Below are 25451 nucleotides of genomic sequence, written 5' to 3'. Positions count from 1 at the left end.
GCATGGGCGCCCTGATCGAATTCCAGCGCGTGTCGCAGTTCTTTGCCACGCGCGGCAACGCGCCCGCGCAGGCGCTGCACGAGGTGTCGCTGGACCTGGCGGCCGGCGAATTCACGTGTCTGATCGGCCCGTCGGGTTGCGGCAAGACGACATTGCTGCACCTGCTGGCAGGCTTTCTGCAGCCTACCGACGGCGCGGTCCGATTTCATGGCAATCAGGTGGAGCGCCCCGGTCCCGAACGCGGCGTGGTGTTCCAGGAATATGCGCTCTTCCCGTGGATGACGGCCAGGCAGAACGTGGAATTCGGCCTGCGCGCGCAATCGGTCGCCGCACCGCAACGCCGTCATCGCGCGCTGGCGGCGCTGGAGCGCGTGGGTTTGGCTGCGTCCGCAGACCGCTATCCGCACGAGTTGTCCGGCGGCATGCGCCAGCGCATCGCCGTGGCGCGGTCCCTGGTCGTCGAACCGAAGGTTCTGCTGATGGACGAGCCGTTTGCGGCCGTGGATGCCATGACCCGCGCCGCGCTGCAAAAGGACCTGCTGCGGCTGTGGCAGGAGACCGGCGTATCGGTCGTGTTCGTCACCCACAACATCGACGAGGCGATCTTCCTGGCGCAGCGCGTCGTCGTAATGGCCCCGCACCCCGGGACCATCAGCGACGACATCCGCATTGGCCTGGACTACCCGCGGCAGCGCGGATCCCTTGAATTCGCCCAACACTACAACCGGATCGAGGCCGCGCTGGCGGCCGGCGCCCAAAGGCAGGCGGCATGAACTCATTGACCCTGCGCCGCGAGTCCGTGGCCGAAACGACCCCCGATATTCCCGTCCGAGCCGATCACGCGGCCAGCGGCGATGCGCCGCCCGCGCGTGCGGGACTGGCCGACCGCTTCCAACTGGCGCACGCACATGCGGAACGCGTCCGGCGCCGCCGGCGGCTGCTGCTCAACCTGGCCGGCATCGCGCTGTTCCTGCTGGGATGGGAAGCCATTCCTCACGTGTTCTCGTGGATGAACCCGGCGCTCTTTCCGCCGCCGTCACGCGTGTTGCAGGCCGCGCTGCCGCTGATCGAATCGGGCGAACTGGCGGGCCACATCACAGCCAGCCTCACGCGGGCCGCGGCAGGATTCAGCATCGCGCTGATCCTCGGCATCACCGCCGGCATCCTGACGGCGCGGATCGCGTTTCTACACCATCTGAGCGAACCCGTGCTGCATGGCTTTCGCTCAGTGCCGTCGCTGGCGGTCGTTCCGCTGGCGGTGCTGTGGTTCGGCATCGGCGAGCTGCCGAAGATCGCGCTGATCGCCTGGGGTGCGTTCTTTCCCATCTGGATCACCACCTTCATCGGCGTGCGCGACACCAACATCGTCTACCTGCGGTCCGCGGCGGCGTTGGGCGCGGGCAGGCTGCGTACGCTCTTTCTCGTCATCCTGCCCGCCGCCCTGCCCTTCATCCTGGCCGGGGTGCGGCAGGCCATCGCCGTGTCGCTGATCGTGCTGGTAGCGGCCGAGCTATCGGGTTCGACCCGTGGCATCGCCTACATGATGTCGCTGGGCCATCAGCTCTTTCAGGTGGAGATCATGTTCATCGGCCTGGTGCTGCTGGGCACGTTCGGCTTTCTGGCGGACCGGCTGTTCGTGTGGGCAGCGCGCCGGCTCTTCCCTTGGTATCAAAGCGCCTCCTGACATGAGCCTTCCGCACAAGCGGGCAGAACCCCGCACGGTAGTGCTGCGCAACGCGCGCATCCATACGTTTCATGACGCCCGGCCTTCGGCCCACGCCATCGCGCTGGCCAACGGCCGGGTTGCGGCCTACGACGAGGAAGCCCTGGCGCTGGCCGACGGCGATTCGCAGGTGCTGGACCTGCAGGGCGCGACCGTGATCCCTGGCATCAACGACAGCCATGCCCACATGGAGCGCGAGGGGCTGAAAACACTGCGCCCCTCGCTGACGCACGCGCGCAGCGTGGCAGACGTGTTGCAGGTGGTGCGCGAGCAGGCGCGGCTGACGCCGCCCGGCGAATACATCGTCACCATGCCGGTGGGCACGCCCCCCTATTTCTTCGGCGGCGCGGCGCAGTTGGCGGAAGGCCGGCTGCCCAGCCGGCAGGAACTGGACGCCGCGGCGCCCGACCACCCCGTCTACATCCCCGCGCCCTTCGGCAACTGGGGCAAGCCGCCCGGCAGCGGCGCGCTCAACAGCCTTGCGCTGGCGCGCAATGGCCTGACGCCGGCATCGCAGCCGCGCTGCAGCGGCATCGAACTGGGCCGCGATGCCGCCGGAGAACTGGATGGCAGCATCGTCGAGCGCAACGCCCGCCCCGCCGTCGAATTCGACCTGCTGCCCGACGTGCCGCGCTTTGGCTTTGCAGATCGACTGAAGGGCCTGCGCATCTCGCAGCGGCTTTATCACGCCAAGGGAACCACCAGCATCTATGAAGGCCACGGCTGCGCGCCCGAGACCATCTCGGTCTATCGCAAGCTGTGGGAAGACGGCGAGCTGACCATGCGATCCACACTGGTCGTGAGTCCGGCGTGGAGCGACCTGGCCGAGGCGGCGCGCGCCATGCGCGACTGGCTGGCCACCGCGCGCGGGCGCGGACTGGGCGACCCGTGGTTTCGGGTCAGCGGCATCCATATTGCGTATGGCGGCGATCCCGTCGTGGCCTGCTGCGCACGTGCCAACCTGCCCGACACCGGCTGGTCCGGCTTCGTCGAACAGGCGGTCACGCCATCGGATTTCCGGGCGCTGTGCCTGCTGGCTGCCGAACATGACCTGCGCGTCAACGTCATCGTCTCCGACAAGCTGCACGAGGTCGTTCCAGTGCTGCGCGAGGTCAATGCCCGGTTCCGGCTGGCCGGCCGCCGCTGGGTCGTCCAGCACATCGCCCGCTCGCGCATCGACGACCTGAAGGCGCTCAAGGCGCTGGACGTGCTGGTCACGACCATTCCCACGTATTTCCTGTGGAAAGGCGGCGCGGCGTACCTGGACGACCCCGATGGCGGTGAAAGCGTGGTGCCGCATGCCGAGATGCTGGCGCTGGGGCTGGACGTGTCGCTGGCGACCGACAATATTCCCTATGATCCGTTTCACACGCTGTGGGTCGCCGGCGTTCGGCAGGAGCGGATGACGGGGCGCGTCATTGGCGACGGGCAGACGCTGACGGCCCGCGCGGCGCTGCGCGCGTTCACCGTGGCCGGCGCCCGGCTGAGTTTCGACGAAGACTGGAAGGGCCCGCTCGCGCCGGGGTTCGCCGCGGACCTGGCGGTGCTGGATCAGGACCCTATCGAGTTGCCGGCCGCGGCGTGGCGGGAAGTTCGCTGCACGATGACTATCGTGGGCGGGCACATCGTGCACGGCGGGCCGGACGCGGTTTCATCGTGATGCCGGCATCGGGGTTGCCGGCTTTGATCGCGATGGCTTCAATTTCGTCGGCTTCGATTCGATCCTCTTTGACTTCGCCTGCCTCGACTTCGCCGGTGGCGATCGTCGGCGGCGGCGCTGCAGGCACGCTGCTCGCCCTGCACCTGACCCGTTTGCACGGCATCCGCGTGACGCTCTACGACGGCGCGGGCGCTTTCGGCCGCGGCGCGGCCTATAGCGCCACGTCGCCCTGGCACCGCCTGAACGTGCCGGCGCACAAGATGGGCGGCTGGCATGCGGACGACGCCGACGGCTTTCTGCAATGGCTGGCCGACCGTGATGGCGGCACGGCGCAGTCGCATGGCCACCGGTATGTCGAGCGCGCCGTATACGGCGAATGGCTGTCGTCGCACCTGTTCGACGCAGTGCGCGCCGGCTATGTCCAGCTTGTGACCGCCCAAGTACGAGGGCTTCGGGTCAAGCCGGGCGGCGTCGCGCGCTGGGAGCTGCTGCTGGACAACGGCCAGCGGCACGACGCCCACGCCGTGGTGCTGTGCCAGGGCAACGCGCTGCCGCGTGCGCTGCCGGGCTTGGCGAACCATCCGCGCAGCATCGGCAATCCGTGGCTTGCACGGTCGCTGTCCCGCATCGGCAAGCACGATGCGGTCCTGGTGGCCGGATCGGGCGCCAGCGGTGTGGACGTCGTGCTGGAACTGCTGCACACGGGCCATTGCGGGCGCATCCATCTGGTTTCGCGTCGCGCCTTGCTTCCGCAGCCCGAGACCTTGCCCACTCACCCGGCCGCGCCGCGCCCCTTCCTGTTCGATCCGTCCCGCGATCCACCAGCCCTTCGCGACCTCTACCGCACGGTGCGCGGCGCCATCGGGGCCGATCTGGCCGACTCCCGTCCGTGGCAACCCACCATGGATGCCGTGCTGCGCCAGGCGGACACGCTGTGGGATGGCCTGACGCTGGCCGACCGCGCGCGCTTTCTGCGCCATGTGCGCCCGTATTGGATGGTGTTCCGCCATCGCGCCGATCCCGCGGCCCTCGCCCGGCTGCAAGCCGCGCAAGACAGCGGCCAGCTACGCCGCACCGCGGCGCGCATCCTGTCGGCCGCCACGGAGAACGAACGGCTGCACGTCACGCTGCAACGCGCCGGCCAGCCCGCATCTGCCATCACGGCGGACTGGGTCATCAACGCGACCGGTCCCGAGGAGCGCATCGCGCTGCGCAACGACCCGCTGATCGCGGGTCTGCTGCGCGACGGCCACGCGCGGATCAACGATTTGGGATTGGGGCTGCACGTGACGGCGGACGGCGAAGTCCCCGCCGCCGACGCACGGCAGACGCCCGCGCTGTTTGCGCTGGGGCTGCCCACGCGGGGCGTGTTCTGGGAAGTGACCTCGGTGCCCGCGCTGCGCGCGCGGGCGGCGCCCCTGGCCGCGCGTCTGGCGCAACGCCTGCGGCGGGAAACCCGCTGACGAACCAGCCGGACTAACGCGCCGGCCCGCCCCCCAGCAGCTTGAACGACTGGTCCGCCGCACGCAGATCGCGCGATTCGCGGTTCCAGCCAATCTGACGCCGGTAGCTGCCCAGCAATCCGGCCCGCACAAGCTCGTCTTCGGCCACCGGCGCAGGCGCGTCGGCCTGGGGCGACACGTACATGGCGTCTTCGGGGCACCACGCCTCGCACATGAAGCAGGTCTGACAGGCGTCCTGGCGCGCGATGACCGGCGCAGCCCCTTCCACGATGTCGAACACGTTGACCGGGCACACCCGGACGCAGATGTTGCAGCCGGTGCAACGGCTCTCGCTGATGAGCTCGATCATGCCGCCAGCCTCGTTTGCGGTGCGGATTGCGGCACGGATTGCGTTGTGGATTGCACGCCGCCCCCGTCGACCGCGCGCGGCTGCACCCACACCTCGTCCAGCCCGCCAGCGCTCAGGTGATGGTATTGCGCGGCGTCCTGTTCCAGATAGTCGTAGCGTTTGTGCATGCCGCGCGTCTCGCGGCGGGCGAGCGCGCTGCGGTACATCCAGCGTGACGTGGCCAGCATGGCCGCCGCCTCGCGTGTGGCCAGCAGATCCACCGCGGCCGCGGGCGCCGCTGACCGCAAGGCGTGCCACTGCGTGTCCAGCCGGGCGACCGAAGGCTCAAGCACGTCCGCCGTCCTGAAATAGTTCCGCTCGAATGGCATGACCTCGTCCTGCACCGCCTTGACCAGCGCGGCCGCATCCGCGGCACGCGCGCCGTTCCCGCGCAGGCCCGCAGCCCCCGCCGCGATGGAGGTACGTCCGCGGCCGCGCGCGGCCAGCGCATGGCCGGCAGCGCCGGCGCCGGCCCAGGACCCGGACGAAATGGCCCAGGCGGCGTTATGGCTGCCGCCCCCGGTAAAGCCGCCGCAGATGGGCTCGCGCGTTGCGGCATCACCAGCGGCGTACAGCCCCGGCACGGTGGTCGAACAATCCGGCCCCGCCAGCCGCAGGCCACCCGTGCCGCGCACGGTGCCCTCCAGGCGCAATGTCACGGGAAAGCGCTGCGTAAACGGGTCGATGCCGCTGCGGTCAAATGGCAGGAAGAAGTTCGGTTGGGCGGCGCGCATCGCCTGCCGCGTGGCCTCGTCGGCCTGATCCAGGCGCGCGTAGACCTTCTGACGCAGCAGTTCCCGCGCGATGACCGAGCGCCCACCCTTGGACGCCGCGCCCGGAATCGGCACACCATCGGCGTCGGTGAAGGTCGCCCAGCTATAGAACAGCGTCTTGGTCACCGAGCCGAATTCCGGCGAGATGCCGTAGGCATTGGAAAACTCCATGCCCGACAGCTCCGCGCCCAATTCGGCCGCCATCAGCAGGCCGTCTCCGGTCAGCACGTTGCAGCCCAAGGCCCGGCTCAGGAAGGCGCAACCGCCCGTGGCGATGACGACCGCCCCTGCGCGCACCGACCACGCACCGCCCCGCTGGCGGTCCACGCCCGCCGCGCCGGCGACCGCGCCGTGCTCATCGCGCAGCAGCTCCAACACCGGGTGATGATCGAGAATTTTGCCGCCGGCCTGCTTGACCTGCTTGCGCATCAGCCGCATGTATTCCGGGCCTTGCAGCGAATTGCGCCGCGACACACCGTCGGCATCCACCGGAAAGGGATAGCCCCAGTCCGCCAGGGTATTGATGCCGTCCCACGTCCGGTCCAGCACACGGCCCATCCAGCCATGGTCCGCGAGGCGGCCGCCCATGTCGTAGCGGCTGGCCATCGCGGCGGCGCGCTTCTGCGGATCCCGATCGACATACCAGACCGCGGTGCCGGCCGCCGCCGTGGCGCCGGACGAACCGCAATAGCCTTTGTCCGCCAGGATGACGCTTGCGCCGGCCTGGGCGGCGCAGACCGCGGCCCACGTCCCGGCGGGGCCGCCGCCGATGACCAGCACATCCGCCTCGTAGCCCGAATTGGCGCTGCCTTGCGGCGCCGCGTGTTTGCCGGCCATGAAACCCCCTGCTGTGATTGCTTGCAATAGGAAGGTTCGATGGTATGCCGCCAGTCCGCCGTCACGAACGACGGATCGGCGATTTGCAAATCACCGGGGTGATGCGCTTTGTCCGGCCATCACTGCCCGGGCGGGTCTCCGTACATATAGTCCCGCCGCCACGGATACGACAGATCGGCGGAAAGATCCAGTTCATCCGCGCGCCCCGTCGCGGGATGCTGCGCAAGAATCTGATGCAGCGCGATCCACCCATGCTCGAAGGCCATCGCGCAACCGGCCAGATACAGCCGGTAGGCGCGCAGCGAGCGCTCGCCCCGGTCCGCGCCCAGAATGCGCGCCGCGTCCGGCAACCGCGCTTCCAGCCGATCGCTCCACGCCCACAGCGTGCGCGCATAGTGCGGACGCAGGTTCTCCACGTCCAGGTCTTCCAGGCCGCCGTTGGCCAATGTCTGCATCACGACGCTGACGTGCGTCAGCTCGCCGCCCGGGAAGATGTACTTCTCGATGAACTCGCCCATGCCGTTGCCGAGTTCTGCGTTATCCACGCCGGCGGCGGTGATGCCGTGGTTCATGATGAGCCCGCCCGGCTTGAGCAGGCGGCGCAGCGTGGCGAAGTAGCTTTGCAGTTGCGCGCGGCCCACGTGCTCGAACATGCCCACCGACGCAATTTTGTCGTAGGGCTGCGATGCGTCCAGCTTGCGGTAATCCAGCAGTTCGATGCGCACGCGATCGGACAGGCCTTTTTCCTGGATCAGCCGGCTGACGTGCGCGTGCTGGTTGCGCGACAGCGTGATGCCCGTGGCGTCCACGCCGTAGCGTTCGGCCGCCCACAGCAGCAGCCCGCCCCACCCCGCGCCCACATCCAGGAAGCGCTCGCCCGCCGCCAGGCGCAGCTTGCGGCAGATGAGATCCAGTTTGGCTTCCTGCGCCTGCGCGAGCGTCATGCCCGGTTCGCGGAAGTACGCGCAGGAATACACGCGGCGCGGATCCAGCCACAGCGCGTAGAAGTCGTCGGACAGGTCGTAGTGAAATTCGATCTGCCGGGCGTCGCGCTCGATGGAATGGCGCCACACCGACATCACCTTGCGCACCAGGTCGGTCAGCCAGCCGCCGCGCGCCGCGTCCATCGGAGAGCCAGGCAGCAGGGCAGCGGCCGCCGCCATCACATCGCGCATGCTGCCCTCGATATCGATGCGGCCTTCGACATAGTCCTGGCCTAGCACGCCAACGGCCCCTTCGGCCAGATGCGCCAACGCGGTCTTGTCATGCGTCACGAACCGCACGCGCGGGTCGGGTGGGCCGAGCACGGCGCCATCGGACAGCACAAGCTGGACGGGAACAGGCAAGGCCTGAAGTTTGCGCTCCACGACAGATAGCAAAGGATTCACGGCTTATCCTCCGGATGCATAGGGACACCAGGGACGCTAACGGAAAATGCCCGCCATCTTCCTGTAAGCCCGCCCATGATAAAGTCCCCGGCTTGGCGCGGCGAATACAGCCTCTGCACTGCCACGCGCCCTGTCCCTGCGTTTTACCGCGATCTACATGCCCCCAATGCAATCTACCCGCAGCAGCCTGCCCGGTTGGCTCATTCTCATGGGCGCGCTGACGGCCATCGGCCCGTTCGCCATCGACATGTATCTGCCCGCGTTCCCCACGATCGCGGCGAACCTTGGCGTGGCCCGCGGCGATGTCGAACGCACCTTGGCCGCGTACCTGATCGGCCTGGCGCTGGCGCAGGTGTTCTACGGCCCGATGGCGGACCGCTACGGCCGCAAGCCGCCGCTGCTGGTGGGCCTGACGCTGTTCATGATCGCCTCGCTGGGATGCGCGCTGTCGGGTTCGGTCGAAGCCCTGACCGGCTGGCGCGTCGTGCAGGCCATGGGCGGCGCGGCCGGCATCGTGATCCCGCGCGCGGTCATCCGCGACCATTACGAAACCCATGAAGCCGCACGCGCGATGTCGCTGCTGATGCTCATCATGGGCCTCGCGCCCATCCTCGCGCCGCTGATCGGCGGCCAGCTGCTGGCCATCACCTCGTGGCGCAGCCTGTTCTGGGTGATGCTGGCGGGCGGTGCGATGCTGATGGCCGCGGTCATCATGATCATGAACGAATCGCTCACGCCGGACCGCGTGGTGCCGCTGCGCTGGAGCACCATCCTGCAGAACTACCGCGGCCTCTTCGCGCACCGCGGCTTCATGGCGCACAGCCTGGCGGGCGGGTTCGGGCAGGCGGGCATGTTCACCTACATCATCGGTTCGCCGCGCGTCTTCATCGAACTCTACGGCGTGCCGCCGCAGTACTACGGCCTGCTGTTCGGCACCAATGCGCTGTCGCTCATCATCTGCTCGCAGATCAGCGCCCGCCTGCTGCGCACCCACACGCCGCGACAACTGCAGCGCCGCGCGCTGGTCACGCTGGCCTGCGCCAGCCTCGCCGCCGTCGCCCTGACACTGGCCGGCCTGATGACGCTGCCGTTGCTGATGCTGTGCCTGATCGCCTACATGGGCAGCCAGGGCTTCGTGAACCCCAACTCGGCGGCACTCGCGCTGTCGGACCAGGGAAAGCGCCTGGGCGCGGCGTCGGCGCTATTGGGGACGCTTCAATTGTCGTGCGGCGCCCTGGCGGGTTTTGCCGTCAGCGCCTGGCAGGCCGACACCGCCCTGCCCCTGACGACCACCCTGGCGGCCTGCGCCTGCCTGTCCTGGACGGCCGGCCGTGTGGCGCGTTCGCACACGACTTAGTCCTTTGGCTTGATTTATTTAAGAATTCCGTATTAGAATCGCGGTCTTCACATGAAGTTTCCCGTGCGGGACTACTATGCTTTGTAGTTCAGCACTCTGACCCCCAACCGCGTGTTGTGAATTCAAGCGGGTGGCAGGCAGCGGGTATAAGCACTGGGGTGAAATCACTTTCCCCCTCATCCACTAAGACTGGGTGGCCGGCCAAGGCAGCGCACAGCGCAGCCCACACAGCCCGGCGGCTAAACCCCCGTCTACCCCCCGAAGCGATGCGCGGCAAGAACGACACTAAAGAGGTGCATCCATGGCACGCGTATGCCAAGTGACCGGCAAAGGCCCGATGGTGGGCAACAATGTTTCGCACGCGAACAACAAGACCAAGCGCCGCTTCCTGCCCAACCTGCAATCGCGCCGGTTCTGGGTTGAAAGCGAAAACCGCTGGGTTCGCCTGCGTGTTTCGGCCAAGGCCATCCGCACGATCGACAAGAACGGCATCGAAGCCGTGCTGGCCGACATGCGTGCCCGCGGCGAACTGGCCTAATCGGCCGCCCCGCCAATCTACATACTAGGAGCACGACATGGCCAAAGGTATCCGCGAAAAGATCAAACTCGAGTCGACCGCCGGCACGGGTCATTTCTACACGACCACCAAGAACAAGCGCAACATGCCCGAGAAGATGCTGATCAAGAAATTTGATCCGGTCGCTCGCAAGCACGTCGACTACAAGGAAACCAAGCTGAAGTAATTCAGCCGGTATCCCGCAAAAAAGGCCCTGTCATGCAGGGCCTTTTTTATTGCCGTTATTTTCTTGCCATTCGTTTTCCACCGCCATTTGCCGCCGCGCTGGAGGCCATGTTTCAATTAGGCCGCACCCGCGGCGCCCCAGGCGCGCGCAGGGGCCCGATTCATTCAACGCTGCGATAACCCGCCATGATCCGTCCCTGCCTCACCCTGCTGCGCCGCGCCGTTGCGCCCGCTCTCATCGCCCTGGCGCTGACGCCGGCCGCCCCCGCCGCCGCGAAAGACAAGGAACCGCCGATCCGCATCGGCGAGATCAACAGCTACAAGGCCATTCCCGCCTTTCTGGGCCCGTACAAGAAGGGCTGGCAGTTGGCGCTTGAAGAAGTCAACGCCGCGGGCGGCGTGCTGGGCCGAAAGCTCGAGGTTATCTCGCGCGACGATAACGGCAACCCCGGCGACTCGGTCCGCGCCGCGCAGGAACTGCTGGCGCGCGAAAAAGTCGAGCTGCTGTTCGGCGGCTTTCTTTCCAACACGGGTCTCGCACTGACCGACTTCGCCAAGCAGCAAGAGGTTTTCTTCCTGGCCGCCGAGCCGTTGACCGACAAGATCACCTGGCAGGAAGGCAACCGCTATACCTACCGCCTGCGTCCCTCCACCTGGATGCACGTGGCGGCGCTGGCCCCCAAGGCGCTCGCGCTGCGCAAGAAGCGCTGGGCCATCGTCTATCCCAATTACGAATACGGCCAATCCGCCGTAGCCACGTTCAAGGCCATGATGCAGTCGTTCCAGTCCGACGTCGAATTCGTCGCCGAACAGGCCGTGCCGCTGGGCAAGGTGGATGCCGGCGCGGTCGTGCAGGCATTGGCCGACGCCAAGCCCGACGCCATCTTCAACGTGCTGTTCGCCGCCGACCTGACCCGCTTCGTGCGCGAAGGCAACACGCGCGGCCTGTTTGAAAACATGCCCGTCGTGTCGCTCTTGTCCGGCGAACCCGAGTACCTGGAACCGCTGGGCGCCGACACGCCCACCGGCTGGATCGTCACCGGCTACCCCTGGTACGCCATCGACACCCCGGCCAACAAGACCTTCGTCGAAGCCTATAAAAAGCGCTTCAATGAGACGCCCAAGGTCGGTTCCGTCGTCGGCTATGCGTCGCTGATGTCCATTGCGCAGGGCCTGAAGGCCGCCGGTTCCGTCGACACGGAAAAACTCGTCGACGCTTTTGCCGGCCTGAAGGTGGACACGCCCTATGGCCCCATCCAGTACCGCAAGATCGACCATCAATCGACGATGGGCGTCTATGTGGGCGTGACGGCGGTCGAAGACGGCAAGGGCATCATGAAGGATTTCGCGTACATCGACGGCGCCCGCCTGCAACCGCCTGACGAGCAGGTGCGCAAGATGCGGCCGGCGCCGGCCCGCTGATGAATGTATCCGGGCTGCTGCTGCAGCTACTCAATGGCCTGGCCGACGCCAGCGCGCTGTTTCTGGTCGCCGCCGGCCTGTCGCTGATCTTTGGCGTGACGCGCGTGGTCAACTTCGCGCACGGCTCGTTCTACATGCTGGGCGTGTATCTGGCCTGGACCTTCACCAGCCACTTCGGCGGCGGCGCGGGCTACTGGTTCGGGCTGCTGCTGGCGGCGCTGGCCACCGGCCTGATCGGCGCCGCGGCCGAGCTGCTGGTGCTCAAGCGCCTGTATCGCGCCCCCGAACTCTTCCAGTTGCTGGCCACTTTCGCGCTGGTCCTCATCATCGGCGATGTGGCCCTGGCGGTCTGGGGTCCCGAAGACCTCTTCTCCGCCCGCGCACCGGGCCTGTCGGGCGCCGTGCAAATCCTGGGCCGGCGCTACCCCGAATACGACCTGCTGCTGATCGCCGCCGGTCCCATCGTGCTGGGCCTGCTGTGGCTGCTGCTCATGCGCACGCGCTGGGGCCGGTTGCTGCGCGCCGCCGCTGAAAACCGCACGATGCTCGCGGCGCTTGGCGTGAACCAGGCCTGGCTGTTCACGTCGGCCTTCACGCTGGGCGCCTTCCTTGCCGGCCTGGGCGGCGCGCTGGCCGCGCCGCGCGTGCCCGCCACGCTGGGCCTGGACCTGGAGATCATCGCCAGCGCCTTCGTGGTGGTGGTCGTGGGCGGGCTCGGATCGATACCGGGCGCGTTCCTGGCGGCCGTCCTGATCTGTTCGGTCAAGGCGCTGTTCGTGTTCCTGGGCCAGGTCGCCATCGGCCCCTGGGTATTCAACCTGTCCAAGCTCACGCTGCTGGCTGAATTCGCGGTGATGGCCGTGGTGCTGGTCGTGCGGCCTTGGGGCCTGATGGGCAAGCCGCCCGCGCCGGCCTCACACGCCGGTCCGCCCGAACGCCCCATCGCTCCCGCTGGGCCTCGGCTGCGTCTGGCCTACGCCGTGCTGCTGGTTCTGTTGGCGCTGGTGCCCGTCGCCACGCTGTACTGGCCCTATCTCAGCATCCTGATGACCGAGATCCTGATCGCCGCGCTGTTTGCCGCCAGCCTGCACTTTCTGACCGGACTGGCCGGCATGACCTCGTTCGGCCACGCCGCGTGGTTCGGGCTGGGCGCCTACGGCGCCGCGTTGCTGCTGAAACTGGCCGCCATCCCCATGGAAGCGGCGCTGCTGCTCGGCCCGTTCGCCGCAGCCCTTGGCGCGCTGGTGTTCGGCTGGTTCTGCGTGCGCCTGTCCGGCGTGTACCTGGCCATGCTGACGCTGGCCGTCGCGCAGATCCTGTGGGCACTCACCTATCAATGGGATGACGTGACCGGCGGCAGCAACGGGCTGACCGGCTTGTGGCCCTCGGCATGGCTCTCGCAAGGACCGTGGTTCTATTACCTGTCGCTGGTGCTGTGCGCGGCCGGGGTCTGGTGGCTGCGGCGGCTGGCGTTTTCCCCGCTGGGCTTTGCGCTGCGCGGCGTGCGCGATTCGTCCTTGCGCGCCGAAGCGCTGGGCATGGACACGCGCCGCATCCAGTGGGCCGGATTTGTGGCCGCCTCGTTCGCGGCGGGCCTGGCCGGATCGCTCTACGCATTTTCCAAGGGCAGCATCGCGCCCGACGTGCTGGCGGTAAGCCGCTCGGTGGACGGGCTGGTCATGGTGCTGCTGGGCGGCATCCAGACGCTGGCCGGTCCGCTCGTTGGCGCGGCGTCGTACACCTGGCTGCAGGATGCTGCGGCGCGCAGCACCGAATACTGGCACGCAGTGCTGGGCCTGGCCATCCTGGCGCTGGTCATGGCCTTCCCCGAAGGGCTGGCCGGCGCGGCGGCCCGCCTGCGCAGGAGGTCCGCATGACGACGGCAGCTCCCCTGCTGCAGGTGCGCAACCTGCGCAAATCCTTCGGCGGCATCGACGCGCTGGCCGACGTATCGTTTGACCTGCACGCCGGACACATGCTGGCCTTGATCGGCCCGAACGGCGCGGGCAAGTCGACATGCTTCAACGTGCTGGGCGGGCAGTTGCGCCCGGATTCGGGTTCGGTTCGGCTGGACGGGCAGGAGCTTGTTGGCCTGTCGGCCGGCAAGATCTGCCGGCTGGGCGTGGGCCGCAGCTTCCAGACCGCGGCCACGTTCCGGTCCATGACCGTGCTTGAAAACGTGCAGACAGCCCTGCTGTCTCGCGACCGGCTGCTCTTCAATCCATGGCGGCGCGCCGCCCGCCATGCCGTTGATGAAGCCAGGACCCTGCTGTCGCAAGTGCAGATGGCGGACAAGGCTGACGAGGCCTGCGGCACGCTGGCCTATGGCGACGTCAAACGGGTGGAGCTTGCGATGGCGTTGGCGCACCAGCCGCGTCTGTTGCTGATGGACGAGCCCACGGCCGGCATGGCCACCAACGAACGCCACGCGCTGATGCGCCTGACCCGCCAACTGGCGGATACGCAACGCCTTGCCGTCCTGTTCACGGAACACAGCCTGGACGTCGTGTTCAAGCACGCAGATCGCATTGCGGTGCTGGTGCGCGGCGGCCTGCTGGCCGAAGGCGCTCCCGCCGCCATCGCGGCTGACGAGCGGGTCAAGGCCGCTTATCTGGGCACCGAAGCGCCGCAAGGCGCCTGACGTCAACGCGGGCCGCGGACCGTCAGGACCGCGACGGCGCCTGCGTCAACAAGCCCGCCGCAACCATCGCATCACCCATCCCGCTGCGGGCTGTCCGGCTGGCATTCCCAGAAAATCCGGGCCGTGCATCCCGCGCAAATGTTCCGGTCCAGCTTCGCGTAGATCGCATGCAATGCCGTCGCCTTGTCCGGAAAGATGTGATCGGCGCCCAGCCGCTCCAGAAATCCTGTGCGGCGCCACATGTCCATGACCTCTGGCCGAGGCCGGTGGAAATAAAGGTCGCCGCCCATCGCGCGCCGGGCCGCCAGTTCGTCGTCCCAGACCTGCGCGCCGGCCAGGTCGATGAAATTCATGCTCTTGGCCATGATCAGCAGATGGCGGGGCGCGCCGGGCGCCGAGCGCAGGTCATGCAGCCGCTGCGCCACGTGCGCCGCCGCGCCGAAATATACCGACCCTTCCATGCGCAGCAGCTTCAGTTGGGGACATTCCGGCAACGCGTCCGGCTGATGCTCCAGCACGACGAAGCGGCGATCCAGCCCGCGCGAATCAAATCCCATCGTGCGCATGGCCGGCCGCGACGTGCGGTGCAGATACACCATCAGCGACAGCACCGTGCCCAGCAGGATTGCCACTTCCATGCGGATGGCGATCGTCGCGGCCAGCGTGGCGCCGGCGATGGCGCATTCGCCAGGCTGCGTGCGCAGCAGGTGCCGCCAGCGCGGCACGTCCAGCAGCGTCCAGGCCACCAGCAATAGCAACCCCGAGATCGCGGCATGCGGAATCAACGCCAGCAACGGGGCGGACACCGCCACCAGCAGCATCAGCAACAACGCGGAAAACACTGACGCCAGCGGCGTCTTCGCGCCGGCCTCGAAGTTGGGAATGGACCGATTGAGCGATCCGCACGACAGATAACAGGAAAAGAACCCGCCGACGACGTTGGACAGACCCTGCCCCACAAACTCGCGGTTCGCGTCGATGCGCTGCCCGGAACGCGTCGCCACCGCCTTGGCGATGGAAATGGACTGCGCCAGCGCCACGATGGTCAGCGCGAACGCCAGGCTCAGCAGATCGGGAAGCGCGCGCCAGTCGACGCTGGGCACATGAAACGGCGGCCACGGTTGCGCGATCGCGCCCAGCACGGGAACCGGCGCGTCCCCGGGGGCCAGGATCCACGTATTGAAAACCCATGCCGCGAACGTCCCCGCAGCCAGGCCGAGGAGCATGTAAGGTTTGCGCTTGTCGAACCTGCGTGCCAGCAATGCCGTGACCAGGGTGACCAGCGTCACCAGCAAGGCGCCGGGATGCACCTGCCCGAGATGCGTGGCGACGCTTTCCAGCACCGCCCCCGCGCCGTGCGCTTCTGGCGACGGCAGGCCCAGCGCGTCCTTCAAAGCATGCACCGCGATCAGCACGGCCGCGCCGCTGGTAAAGCCGAACAACGCCGACGGTGATATGAAGTGCGCCAGCGATCCCAGCCGCAAGACACCCACCAGCCACTGCATGACGCCGACCAGCACGGTCACGGCAAGTGCAAGCTGGATGTAGGCGGGGCTGCCCGCAGCCGCCAGCGGCGCCAGCACGGCAAAGAGCGCCAGCGAATTCGCGTTGGTCGGGCCCGACATCACATGGCGGCTGGAGCCGAACAATGCGGCCACGATACAGGGCACGATGGCCGAATACAGGCCGTACTCCGGCGGCAGGCCCGCCAGCGTGGCAAACGCAACGCCCTGCGGCAGCACCAGCAACGCCCCCAACAGGCCCGCCGCCAGATCGGCGCGCAGCGTCAACCGGTTGACGTCGTCCACCCACGAGCCGAAAAGCCGGCGCGCGACGTTCATTCCCCCCTGCATCATCCTGTCTTGTTCCCTGGGCATCGGCGTTCACGCCGGTCCGGCTAGGGTAAACGCTCGACCTTGACCACGCAACGCGGCAATCAGCGGATCAGCCCGCTTCACCGCCGCGGCGCGCCTTCATGGCCTGGCCGATCGCGGCCAGCGCATCGTCAGAAATCAGCCGCGCCGCCATCGGCAGCAGCTCGTCCTCTTCGCGCCGGATGTGCGCGTTGTAGGCGTCGGTGAAGGCCTGGACCTGCTGCGCCGGCAATTGCGCCGGCCGACCCGCCGCGATGTCGGACAGCGTCTCGCGCAGGGGTTCCCACAGTCCGGCCAAATGCCGATGATCAGCCATCAGACCGTCAACCAGCGCGTGCAGGCACACCGCGTCGGACCCCGCCATGGAATCGATCAGGGCGGGAAACAGGTCCTCTTCTTCGTCTTCGTGGTGATGGGCGGCGGCCGTGTCGAAATACCGGCGCACACTGGTGGCGGCAGTTTGCGCCGCAGCGTCGCTGCCATGCGCGGGCAGGTGCGCCGCCAGCCGCGCCAGCGTGGCGCATTGGCGCGCGATGCGTCCGTGGCACGCCGACAGCAGCGCCAGCGGATCGTCAGGGCCCGGCGCCGCGGCCGGTCCGCCTGGAAAGCTCACTGCCATCGCCTACCTCCGAAATCGTGTTGCGTTATCCCTGCGTGCCGCGCCACCACAAACGGATGGAATCCCACGCGCGGCCGGCAATGCCCGCCTCGGCCACCGGCTCCAGCGCGACAACCGGGAAGTGCATGGCGGGCTTGCCGTCGACCGTCACCCGCAGTTCGCCCACCGTCGATTGCGCGGCGATCGGCGCAACCAGCGGCGCCTGCGGCGCCCAGACCGATTCGACCTTCGCGCCGGCGGGCACGGTGACGTACGCGTCCCGCGAGAAGCCGACCTTCATGCTGTCCGCCTCGCCCTTCCAGACCTCCGGCGTCGCGACGGTTTGCCCGCTCGCGTAGAGCTTGATGGTATTGAACCCCTGGAAGCCCCATTCCAGCAACTCGCGGCTTTCCTGCGTGCGCAGCTTGTCGGACGCAGTGCCGACCACCACCGTGATCAGCCGCCGCTGATCGCTGCCATTGGGCCGGCGCGCCGAGGCAATGATGCAATAGCCGGCCGATGCCGTATGTCCGGTCTTCAACCCATCAACGCTGGGATCCAGCCACAGCAGCCGGTTGCGGTTGGGCTGCGTGATCTTGTTGAAGGTGAACTGTTTGGCCGAATCGTAGGTCTTGTAGAGCTGAGGAAAATCGCGGATGAAGCGCGTGGCCAGGATCGACAGGTCGCTCGCGGTGGAGTACGTATTCGGATCCGGCAGCCCGTGCGGACTGGCGAAACGCGTAGCGTGCAAGCCCAGACGCGCGGCGGTGTCGTTCATGCGTTCGACAAAGGCTTCGACGCTGCCCGACACGGCCTCGGCCAGCGCGACGGCCGCGTCATTGCCCGATTGGATCATCAGCCCGCGCAGCAGGTCGTCCACCGATACCTTGGAGTTGGGCTCCAGGAACATCTTCGAGCTCCCCGCCGGCACCTTCCAGGCCCGCGTCGAGATCGTGACGAGCTGGTTCGCCGTCAGCTCTTTCTTGGTCAACGCCTCGAACACCACATAGGCCGTCATGATCTTGGTCAGGGACGCCGGCTCGATGCGCGTCGTGGCCGCGTGCGACGCAATGACCTGGCCGCTGGTTTCATCCAGCAGCAGCCAGGCCTTGGCCGACAGCGCTGGCGCGGGCATCGATTGCGCCATTGCGCTGGACATACAAGCGGTCGCAACGAGCAGGCTCGCCGCCAACTTCTTCATCAACATATAGCTGCTTCACTTCCATGTTCTGGTTTTCTTCGGGTGCGCGCGATTGCAAGGGAAAGGCCTGATTCCAGGCACTTTCCGCGCCTGCTGCCGCGCGCGCCGCCCGCAATTGGAACATGCGCCGCCAGATAGGTTCATCCGCATGCCTCGCGACGGCGTCTGACCGCGCGCCTTCGCAGCGTTTTCCATCGCGCGCGCGGCCTGCGGCTATGGCCCGCGAAAACGCCGGCGAATGTCACGACATCTTGCGAAACCCCTTGCAGAAAGCACTTTTCTGCGTCGAAAACAACAAACAGTGGCTTAAAACCCGTTGGAAAGCCGCTTTTACCGCCACTCTTCCGCTATCATCGGGCGCGTAGCGTCAAATGCCGATATCCGGCACGCGCTGCTCCATGTCCTCAACATACGGATTTTGACCATGGCCACGAAAGCTAAAGCTCCTGCCAAGAAAGTCACCAAGACCGCCGTCAAGGCGCCCGCAAAGAAGGCAACTGCCGCCAAGCCCGCCGTGAAGCCGGCTGCCAAGAAGGCCGTCGCCGCCAAGAAGGTCGCTGCCGCCCCCAAGGCCATCAAGGCCGCGATGAACAAGACCCAGCTCATCGCCTACATCGTTGAGCAATCGGGCGTCGAAGCCAAGTCGGTCAAGGCCGTCCTGGCCAGCCTGGAAACTTCGGTGCTGGGTTCCGTGGACAAGAAGGGCGCTGGCGAATTCACGCTGCCCGGCCTGTTCAAGGTTGCCGTGCAAAAGGTTCCCGCCAAGGCCAAGCGCTTCGGCAAGGATCCGTTCACGGGCGAAGAGCGCTGGTTCCCCGCCAAGCCGGCTTCGGTCAAGGTGAAGGTTCGCCCGCTCAAGAAGCTGAAGGACGCCGCGCAGTAATTTCATTACGCGCAGTCTCCGGTCAAGCCGGAAAGGCCCGCCTCGCAAGAGGCGGGCCTTTCTTTTTTTCACGCGTGCTTTGCATTGTGCCGCCCACGCTTTGCGTTGATCCCGAGCCGCTGCTAGAATTTTGTCTTTACGTGAAGATACTTCACATTAAAACAACAGCCACTCGCCATGAATGACCTCGTCGATCTCGTGATTTCGCAGTGGGCCAAAGAGTGCCCGTCGCAAGACTTCTCCGCCATGTCGGTCGTTGCGCGTCTCTTCCGCCTGAATGCCTTCGCGGCCCGCAACGTCAACCGCACCTTTCGCCAATACAACCTGCACCAAGGCGAATTCGACGTGCTCGCCACGCTCTACCGCACCGGCGCCCCCCACGCCATGAATCCGCAAAAGCTTGTCGAAGCCCTGTTGCTCACGTCCGGCGCCATGACCAATCGCCTGGACAGACTGGAACAGGCCGGGCTGCTCGTGCGCAGCCCCAATCCCGAGGACCGGCGCGGCGTCATCGTGTCGCTCACCGCCGAAGGACTGCGCGTCATCAAGGTCGTGCTCAAGGACTATCTGGCCGATCTGAATGAATTTCTCGAACCGCTGTCGGCGGCCGAGCGCCGCCAATTGGCCGGTCTGCTGAAGAAACTGCTGCTCAAGCAGGACCAGGACACGCCCGGCAGCGTCGGTGCGTAACCCGTAGCGACCGCTTCATCTTCAATACCATTTGCGCTTCAGATCAGTGACTTCCCCCGAACAAACCACCCCGACCCTCACCGCCCCCATCATCCTCCTGATGTCGGTGGCGACCGGCCTGGCCGTCGCCAGCAATTATTACGCGCAGCCCCTCTTGCACACCATCGGCCAGCAGTTCTCGATTTCGAACGCAACGGCCGGCACGATCGTCACCACCGCGCAGCTCAGCTACGCCGTGGGGCTGATGCTGCTGGTGCCGCTGGGCGACATGTTCGAGCGCCGTTCGCTGATCGTGCTGATGAACCTGCTGTCGGCGGGCGGCCTGCTGATTTCCGCCTTCTCCACCAGCATCTCGATGCTCATCATCGGCACCGCGCTGACCGGCATGCTGTCCGTCGTCGCCCAGATCCTCGTGCCGTTCGCGGCCACGCTGGCGGCGCCCCACGAGCGCGGCAAGGCCGTGGGCACGGTCATGAGCGGGCTGCTGCTGGGCATCCTGCTGGCCCGCACCGCGGCGGGCGCGCTGGCCGACGTGGGCAGCTGGCGCACGGTGTATTGGGTCGCCGCCATCCTGATGCTGTGCATGTCCGCCGTCCTGTGGCGCGTATTGCCTCGCTACCAGAGCCCCACGGCAATGAGCTATCCGCAGCTGCTGGGCTCCATCCTGCGCATGTTCGTCGAGGAACCCCTGTTCCGCGCCCGGTCCCTCATCGGCGGGCTGCTGTTCGCCGCCTTCAGCATGCTGTGGACGCCGCTGACCTTCCTTCTGGCTGGCCCGCCCTATGAATACAGCAACACCACCATCGGCCTGTTTGGCTTGGCGGGCGCCGCCGGGGCCTACGCCGCCAACCGCTTCGGGCGCCTCGCCGACCGCGGCCTGGGCAACCTCGCCACCCGCGTTGGCCTGCTGCTTCTGCTGGGTTCCTGGGGACTGATGGCCTTCGGGCAGGTGTCGGTGCTTGCTCTGCTGGCCGGCATCCTGGTGCAGGATCTGGCGATCCAGGGCGTACACGTCACCAACACCAGCTCCATCTACCGCCTGCGGCCCGAGGCGCGCAGCCGCCTGACCGCCGGTTACGTCACCTGCTACTTCGTCGGCGGCGCGTCGGGTTCGCTGGTTTCGTCCTGGTTGTACGCCCATTTCGGCTGGCCCGCGGTGGTGATCGCGGGCGCCGTCCTGGCGGCCCTCACGCTGGCTTATGGCGCGCTTGCGCCCAGTGCGCGCATCCCCGAAATGCCCTCGCCCCCTGCCAGCGCCTAGCACCTCCTATAATCAGGGGTTTTGACCGCCACCGCGCCCCGGCGCGATGGGGCGGCTCACCCCTTTTTTGCCACCGCGCACGAGCCCATGCAGGAACGCTACCTCCCCACTACCGTCGAAGCGGCCGCCCAACAAGACTGGCAGGCCCGCGACGTCTATCTGGTCCACGAACACGCCAAGAACCCCGACGGCTCCGAAAAGCCCAAGTTCTACGCCTGCTCCATGCTGCCCTATCCCAGCGGCAAGCTGCACATGGGCCACGTGCGCAACTACACCATCAACGACATGATGGCCCGCCAGCTGCGCATGCGCGGCTACAACGTGCTCATGCCCATGGGCTGGGACGCCTTCGGCATGCCGGCGGAGAACGCCGCCATCAAGTCCAAGGTGCCGCCCGCCAAGTGGACCTACGACAACATCGCCTACATGAAGAAGCAGATGAAGGCGATGGGTCTGGCAATCGATTGGACGCGCGAAATGTGCGCCTGCGATCCGCAGTACTACAAGTGGAACCAGTGGCTGTTCCTTAAGATGCTCGAAAAGGGCGTCGCCTACCGCAAGACCCAGGTCGTCAACTGGGATCCGGTCGACCAGACCGTGCTGGCCAACGAACAGGTCATCGACGGCCGCGGCTGGCGTTCCGGCGCCCTCGTTGAAAAGCGCGAGATCCCCGGTTACTACCTGCGCATCACCGATTACGCCGACGAACTGCTGGGCGCCGTTCAGAACGACCTGCCGGGCTGGCCCGAGCGCGTGCGCCTGATGCAGGAAAACTGGATCGGCAAGTCCGAAGGCCTGCGCTTTGCCTTCCCGCACCAGATCGCCGGCCAGGACGGCCAGCTGATCCAGGACGGCAAGCTGTACGTCTTCACCACCCGCGCCGACACGATCATGGGCGTGACGTTCTGCGCCGTGGCGCCCGAACACCCGCTGGCCTCGCACGCGGCGGCCAACAATGCGCCGCTGGCCGCGTTCATCGAACAATGCAAGCTTGGCGGCACCACCGAGGCCGAAATGGCCACGCGTGAAAAAGAAGGCATGCCCACGGGCCTGTTCGTCACGCACCCCATCACGGGCGCGCAGGTCGAAGTCTGGGTCGGCAACTACGTGCTCATGACCTACGGCGACGGCGCCGTCATGGGCGTGCCGTCGCACGACGAGCGCGACTTCGCCTTCGCCAAGAAATACAACCTGCCCATCGTGCAGGTCGTGGACGTGCCCGGCAAGGACTACTCCACCGACGCCTGGCAGGAATGGTACGGCGACAAGCAATCGGGCCGCACCATCAATTCCGGCAAGTACGACGGCCTGTCCTACAAGGAAGCCGTGGACGCCATCGCGGCCGACCTCGGCGAAAAGGGCCTGGGCGAAAAGCAGACCACGTGGCGCCTGCGCGACTGGGGCATTTCGCGCCAGCGCTACTGGGGCACCCCGATCCCGATCATCCACTGCGAAGACTGCGGCCCGGTGCCGGTCCCGGAAAAGGACCTGCCCGTGGTCCTGCCCGACGACCTCATCCCCGATGGCAGCGGCAACCCGCTGGCCAAGAACGAGGCCTTCCTGTCCTGCGCCTGCCCCAAGTGCGGCAAGCCCGCGCGCCGCGAAACGGACACGATGGACACGTTCGTGGACTCGTCCTGGTACTTCATGCGCTACACCTCGCCCGGCAACGACAACGCCATGGTCGACCAGCGCAATGACTACTGGATGCCGATGGACCAGTACATCGGCGGCATCGAGCACGCCGTGCTGCACCTGCTGTATGCGCGCTTCTGGACCAAGGTCATGCGCGACATGGGCCTGCTCAACTTCGACGAGCCCTTCACCAAGCTGCTGTGCCAGGGCATGGTGCTGAACCACATCTACTCGCGCAAGACGCCCCAGGGCGGCATCGAGTATTTCTGGCCTGAAGACGTCGACAACGTCTACGACGATCGCGGCGCCATCGTCGGCGCCAAGCTGAAGTCGGACGGTTCGGCCATCAACTACGGCGGCGTGGGCACGATGTCCAAGTCCAAGAACAACGGCGTCGATCCGCAATCCCTGATCGACACGCTGGGCGCCGACACGGCCCGCCTGTTCGTCATGTTCGCCAGCCCGCCCGAGCAGACCCTCGAATGGTCCGACTCCGGCGTCGAAGGTTCCAACCGCTTCCTGCGCCGCCTCTGGTCCATCAGCTACGGCCATCGCGAAGCCATTGCCCGCGGCCTGGCCCAAGGTACGGACTGGACGCAGGCGCCCGCCGCCGTCAAGGATCTGCGCCGCGAGGTCTACGGATTGCTCAAGCAGGCCGACTACGACTACCAGCGCATCCAGTACAACACCGTCGTGTCCGCCTGCATGAAGATGCTGAACGCCATCGACGACGCCAAGCTGCCGGAGGGCGCCGAGGCCGACGCAGCCTATGCCGAAACCGTCGGCGTCCTGCTGCGCGTGCTGTACCCGGTCGTGCCGCACGTCACCTGGCACCTGTGGCAGGATCTGGGCTACGCCAAGGAACTCGGCGACCTGCTCGATGCGCCGTGGCCGCACGTGGACGAAGCCGCCCTCGTCGCCGACGAGATCGAACTGATGCTCCAGGTCAACGGCAAGCTGCGCGGCTCCATCCGCGTGGCCGCCAAGGCCCCCAAGGAAGACATCGAAAAACTGGCCGCCAGCCAGGAAGAGGTCGCCCGATTCCTGGAAGGCCGTCCGCCCAAGCGTGTCATCGTGGTTCCGGGCAAACTGGTCAACGTCGTAGGCTGATGAGGTCAAGCATGTACTTCGCCGGGCAACAATCGCAACTCTCCCGCCAATCCTGGCTGCTGCGCGGCGCCTGCCTGGCGCTGTTCATGCTGCTCACCGCCTGCGGTTTCGCGCTGCGCGGCGTGACCCCGATGCCGTTCGAACGCCTGTACGTGGGCATCCCCGATACCACCCAGTTCGGCGCGGACGTGCGCCGCGCACTGCGCGCGGCCTCGCCCGACACCAAGCTGGTCGACACGCCCAAGGAAGCGCAGGCGATCCTCCAGCAGGTCAATGACTCGCGCACGCTGCGCGAGGTCTCGCTCAACGCTCAGGGCCGTGTGGAATCCTACGAACTCGGCATCAACTACACGTTCCGCCTGATCGACGCCCAGGGCCGCGCGCTGGTCCCGGACACGACGCTGTCCATCTACCGGGAAATGCCGTACGACGATCAGGTCGTGCAGGCCAAGCAGGGCCAGATCGACACCCTGTTCAAGGCCATGCAACGCGATCTGGTCTCGCGCGTGCTGCGCCGCATCACCGCGCCTGACGTGCACAAGGCATTCGAAGCCGCGCAGGAAGGCGACGACGAAAACACGCCGCTGTTCAACCCGAACGAACCGCAGCGGCCGCGCGTGCCCACCCCCTGGCAGACGCCGTCCGTCACCGACCCGACCAACGTCCGCTAGCCCATGGCACAGCCTCTGGACGCGGATCGGCTGGCCGAACACCTGCAGCGGCCCGGCAATCGGCTGGCGCCGCTGTACACGGTCTCCGGCGACGAACCGCTGCTGGTGACAGAAGCCGTCGACGCGTTGCGCGCTGCCGCGCGCAACGCCGGCTACACCGAGCGCCTGTCCATGGTGATGGACGCGCGCAGCGACTGGAGCGCGGTCCTTGCCGCCACCCAGAGCGTGTCGCTGTTCGGCGACCGCCGCATCCTTGAAATCAAGATCCCCACCGGCAAGCCGGGCAAATCCGGCGCCGACACGCTGACCAAGCTTGCCGAACAGGCCGAAAAGCAGCCCGAGGCCGATACGCTCGTCTTGATCGCCTTGCCGCGCCTGGACAAGGCCACCCGCGAAAGCCGCTGGATGCAAGCGCTGGTGCGCGCCGGCATGGCCGTCGACATCGCCAACATCGAACGCGGCCGCCTGCCCGCCTGGGTCGGCATGCGCTTGGCGCGCCAGAACCAGCGCGCGGACAACGCCACGCTGCAATGGATGGCGGACAAGGTCGAAGGCAATCTGCTGGCCGCCCACCAGGAAATCCAGAAGCTCGGTCTGCTCTACCCCGAAGGTCAGCTCGCCCCCGAGGACGTGGAGCGCGCCGTGCTGAACGTCGCCCGCTACGACGTCTTCGGCCTGCGCGACGCCATGCTGGCCGGCGACATCGGACGCACCATCCGCATGATCGACGGCTTGCGCGCCGAAGGCGAAGCCCTGCCGCTGGTGCTGTGGGCGGTCGGCGAAGAAATCCGCCTGCTTGCCCGTATTGCCGAGGCGCGCGCGTTGGGACAGGATGCCAACGGCCTCATGCGCCGCCTGCGCATCTTCGGCGCCCACGAACGCTTGGCGCTGCAGGCCCTGAATCGGGTCCAGCCCGGCGTCTGGCCCGCCGCCGTGCAGCACGCCCACGAAGTCGACCGCCTCATCAAGGGCCTCTCGGTGCCCGGCCGCCTCTCGGATCCCTGGGAAGAAATGACCCGGCTGGCCCTGCGCGTGGCCGCCGCCGGCGGACGACCGTGAAGGCGGCCTCGCCGCCGCCTTCGCCTCGTCCCCCTTGCGCTCCCACACCCGGCCCCCAGACCGGATCTCGCCCGG

23 protein-coding genes are annotated in these 25451 nt (G+C 67.0%); 16 read left to right on the top strand and 7 right to left on the bottom strand.

What is annotated here, in order from left to right:
* Positions 1 to 2 precede the first annotated feature (2 nt).
* From HV681_RS23235 to HV681_RS23220, 4 genes are all read left to right on the top strand, one after another.
* Positions 3 to 773, top strand: a complete 771-nt coding sequence (locus HV681_RS23235) for an ABC transporter ATP-binding protein (protein WP_175125216.1) — start codon at positions 3 to 5, stop codon at positions 771 to 773.
* Positions 770 to 1684, top strand: coding sequence for an ABC transporter permease (locus tag HV681_RS23230; RefSeq protein ID WP_175125215.1), 915 nt, complete (start codon positions 770 to 772; stop codon positions 1682 to 1684). The genes HV681_RS23235 and HV681_RS23230 overlap by 4 nt, the downstream gene beginning before the upstream one ends.
* Before the next feature lies 1 nt (position 1685).
* On the top strand, positions 1686 to 3383 hold the full coding sequence (locus HV681_RS23225) for an amidohydrolase (protein WP_175125214.1): 1698 nt from the start codon (positions 1686 to 1688) through the stop codon (positions 3381 to 3383).
* A 68-nt stretch (positions 3384 to 3451) separates the two neighbouring features.
* Positions 3452 to 4846: an FAD/NAD(P)-binding protein gene (locus HV681_RS23220; RefSeq protein WP_175125213.1), complete on the top strand. Its 1395-nt coding sequence runs from the start codon at positions 3452 to 3454 to the stop codon at positions 4844 to 4846.
* Between the two features lie 13 nt (positions 4847 to 4859).
* On the opposite strand, the gene HV681_RS23215 is transcribed toward HV681_RS23220, so the two are convergent.
* From HV681_RS23215 to HV681_RS23205, 3 genes are all read right to left on the bottom strand, one after another.
* Positions 4860 to 5195, bottom strand: a complete 336-nt coding sequence (locus HV681_RS23215) for a 4Fe-4S dicluster domain-containing protein (RefSeq protein WP_175125212.1) — start codon at positions 5193 to 5195, stop codon at positions 4860 to 4862.
* Complete coding sequence (locus tag HV681_RS23210; RefSeq protein ID WP_175125211.1) at positions 5192 to 6844, bottom strand: FAD-dependent oxidoreductase; 1653 nt, start codon at positions 6842 to 6844, stop codon at positions 5192 to 5194. The genes HV681_RS23215 and HV681_RS23210 overlap by 4 nt, the downstream gene beginning before the upstream one ends.
* Before the next feature lie 119 nt (positions 6845 to 6963).
* Positions 6964 to 8232, bottom strand: a complete 1269-nt coding sequence (locus HV681_RS23205) for a class I SAM-dependent methyltransferase (protein WP_175125210.1) — start codon at positions 8230 to 8232, stop codon at positions 6964 to 6966.
* A gap of 157 nt (positions 8233 to 8389) precedes the next feature.
* Between HV681_RS23205 and HV681_RS23200 the strand changes: the two genes are divergently transcribed.
* The 6 genes from HV681_RS23200 to HV681_RS23175 all read left to right on the top strand — a co-directional run bounded on the left by HV681_RS23200 (position 8390) and on the right by HV681_RS23175 (position 14394).
* Entirely contained in the window at positions 8390 to 9589 is a 1200-nt protein-coding gene (locus HV681_RS23200) for a Bcr/CflA family multidrug efflux MFS transporter (protein WP_175125209.1), read from the top strand.
* 301 nt (positions 9590 to 9890) lie between these two features.
* Positions 9891 to 10127: a 50S ribosomal protein L28 gene (rpmB, locus tag HV681_RS23195; protein ID WP_076515521.1), complete on the top strand. Its 237-nt coding sequence runs from the start codon at positions 9891 to 9893 to the stop codon at positions 10125 to 10127.
* Between the two features lie 37 nt (positions 10128 to 10164).
* Entirely contained in the window at positions 10165 to 10332 is a 168-nt protein-coding gene (rpmG, locus tag HV681_RS23190) for a 50S ribosomal protein L33 (protein ID WP_003810296.1), read from the top strand.
* Between the two features lie 185 nt (positions 10333 to 10517).
* Positions 10518 to 11753, top strand: coding sequence for an ABC transporter substrate-binding protein (locus tag HV681_RS23185; protein ID WP_175125208.1), 1236 nt, complete (start codon positions 10518 to 10520; stop codon positions 11751 to 11753).
* Positions 11753 to 13630, top strand: coding sequence for an ABC transporter permease (locus tag HV681_RS23180; RefSeq protein WP_175125207.1), 1878 nt, complete (start codon positions 11753 to 11755; stop codon positions 13628 to 13630). The genes HV681_RS23185 and HV681_RS23180 overlap by 1 nt, the downstream gene beginning before the upstream one ends.
* Positions 13627 to 14394, top strand: a complete 768-nt coding sequence (locus tag HV681_RS23175) for an ABC transporter ATP-binding protein (protein ID WP_175125206.1) — start codon at positions 13627 to 13629, stop codon at positions 14392 to 14394. The genes HV681_RS23180 and HV681_RS23175 overlap by 4 nt, the downstream gene beginning before the upstream one ends.
* 71 nt (positions 14395 to 14465) lie before the next feature.
* Here the strand turns inward: HV681_RS23175 and HV681_RS23170 are convergent, their stop codons facing one another.
* The 4 genes from HV681_RS23170 to HV681_RS27950 form a co-directional block, all read right to left on the bottom strand.
* Positions 14466 to 16235 carry a SulP family inorganic anion transporter gene (locus tag HV681_RS23170; RefSeq protein WP_175125205.1) on the bottom strand — a complete coding sequence of 590 codons (1770 nt, stop codon included), beginning with the start codon at positions 16233 to 16235 and terminating at the stop codon, positions 14466 to 14468.
* Between the two features lie 103 nt (positions 16236 to 16338).
* Complete coding sequence (locus tag HV681_RS23165) at positions 16339 to 16887, bottom strand: hemerythrin domain-containing protein (RefSeq protein ID WP_175125204.1); 549 nt, start codon at positions 16885 to 16887, stop codon at positions 16339 to 16341.
* A 25-nt stretch (positions 16888 to 16912) separates the two neighbouring features.
* Positions 16913 to 18067, bottom strand: coding sequence for a D-alanyl-D-alanine carboxypeptidase family protein (locus HV681_RS23160; protein ID WP_254595049.1), 1155 nt, complete (start codon positions 18065 to 18067; stop codon positions 16913 to 16915).
* Positions 17955 to 18191, bottom strand: a complete 237-nt coding sequence (locus tag HV681_RS27950) for a hypothetical protein (protein WP_254595060.1) — start codon at positions 18189 to 18191, stop codon at positions 17955 to 17957. Before HV681_RS27950 ends, HV681_RS23160 begins: the two co-directional genes overlap by 113 nt.
* 300 nt (positions 18192 to 18491) lie before the next feature.
* On the opposite strand from HV681_RS27950, the gene HV681_RS23155 reads away from it, so the two are divergent.
* From HV681_RS23155 to holA, 6 genes are all read left to right on the top strand, one after another.
* Positions 18492 to 18950 carry an HU family DNA-binding protein gene (locus tag HV681_RS23155; RefSeq protein WP_063954526.1) on the top strand — a complete coding sequence of 153 codons (459 nt, stop codon included), beginning with the start codon at positions 18492 to 18494 and terminating at the stop codon, positions 18948 to 18950.
* A gap of 177 nt (positions 18951 to 19127) precedes the next feature.
* Positions 19128 to 19640, top strand: coding sequence for a MarR family winged helix-turn-helix transcriptional regulator (locus HV681_RS23150; protein WP_175125202.1), 513 nt, complete (start codon positions 19128 to 19130; stop codon positions 19638 to 19640).
* Between the two features lie 100 nt (positions 19641 to 19740).
* On the top strand, positions 19741 to 20901 hold the full coding sequence (locus HV681_RS23145) for an MFS transporter (RefSeq protein WP_175125316.1): 1161 nt from the start codon (positions 19741 to 19743) through the stop codon (positions 20899 to 20901).
* An 87-nt stretch (positions 20902 to 20988) separates the two neighbouring features.
* Positions 20989 to 23646, top strand: a complete 2658-nt coding sequence (leuS, locus tag HV681_RS23140; RefSeq protein WP_175125201.1) for a leucine--tRNA ligase — start codon at positions 20989 to 20991, stop codon at positions 23644 to 23646.
* An 11-nt stretch (positions 23647 to 23657) separates the two neighbouring features.
* On the top strand, positions 23658 to 24317 hold the full coding sequence (locus HV681_RS23135; protein WP_175125200.1) for an LPS-assembly lipoprotein LptE: 660 nt from the start codon (positions 23658 to 23660) through the stop codon (positions 24315 to 24317).
* A 3-nt stretch (positions 24318 to 24320) separates the two neighbouring features.
* Positions 24321 to 25376, top strand: a complete 1056-nt coding sequence (gene holA, locus HV681_RS23130; protein ID WP_175125199.1) for a DNA polymerase III subunit delta — start codon at positions 24321 to 24323, stop codon at positions 25374 to 25376.
* The last annotated feature ends 75 nt before the right edge of the window (positions 25377 to 25451 follow it).

Origin of the sequence: Achromobacter animicus (assembly GCF_902859585.1) — a bacterium.
Lineage (GTDB): Bacteria > Pseudomonadota > Gammaproteobacteria > Burkholderiales > Burkholderiaceae_B > Achromobacter > Achromobacter animicus.
This window is presented reverse-complemented; position numbering and strand designations above follow the sequence as displayed.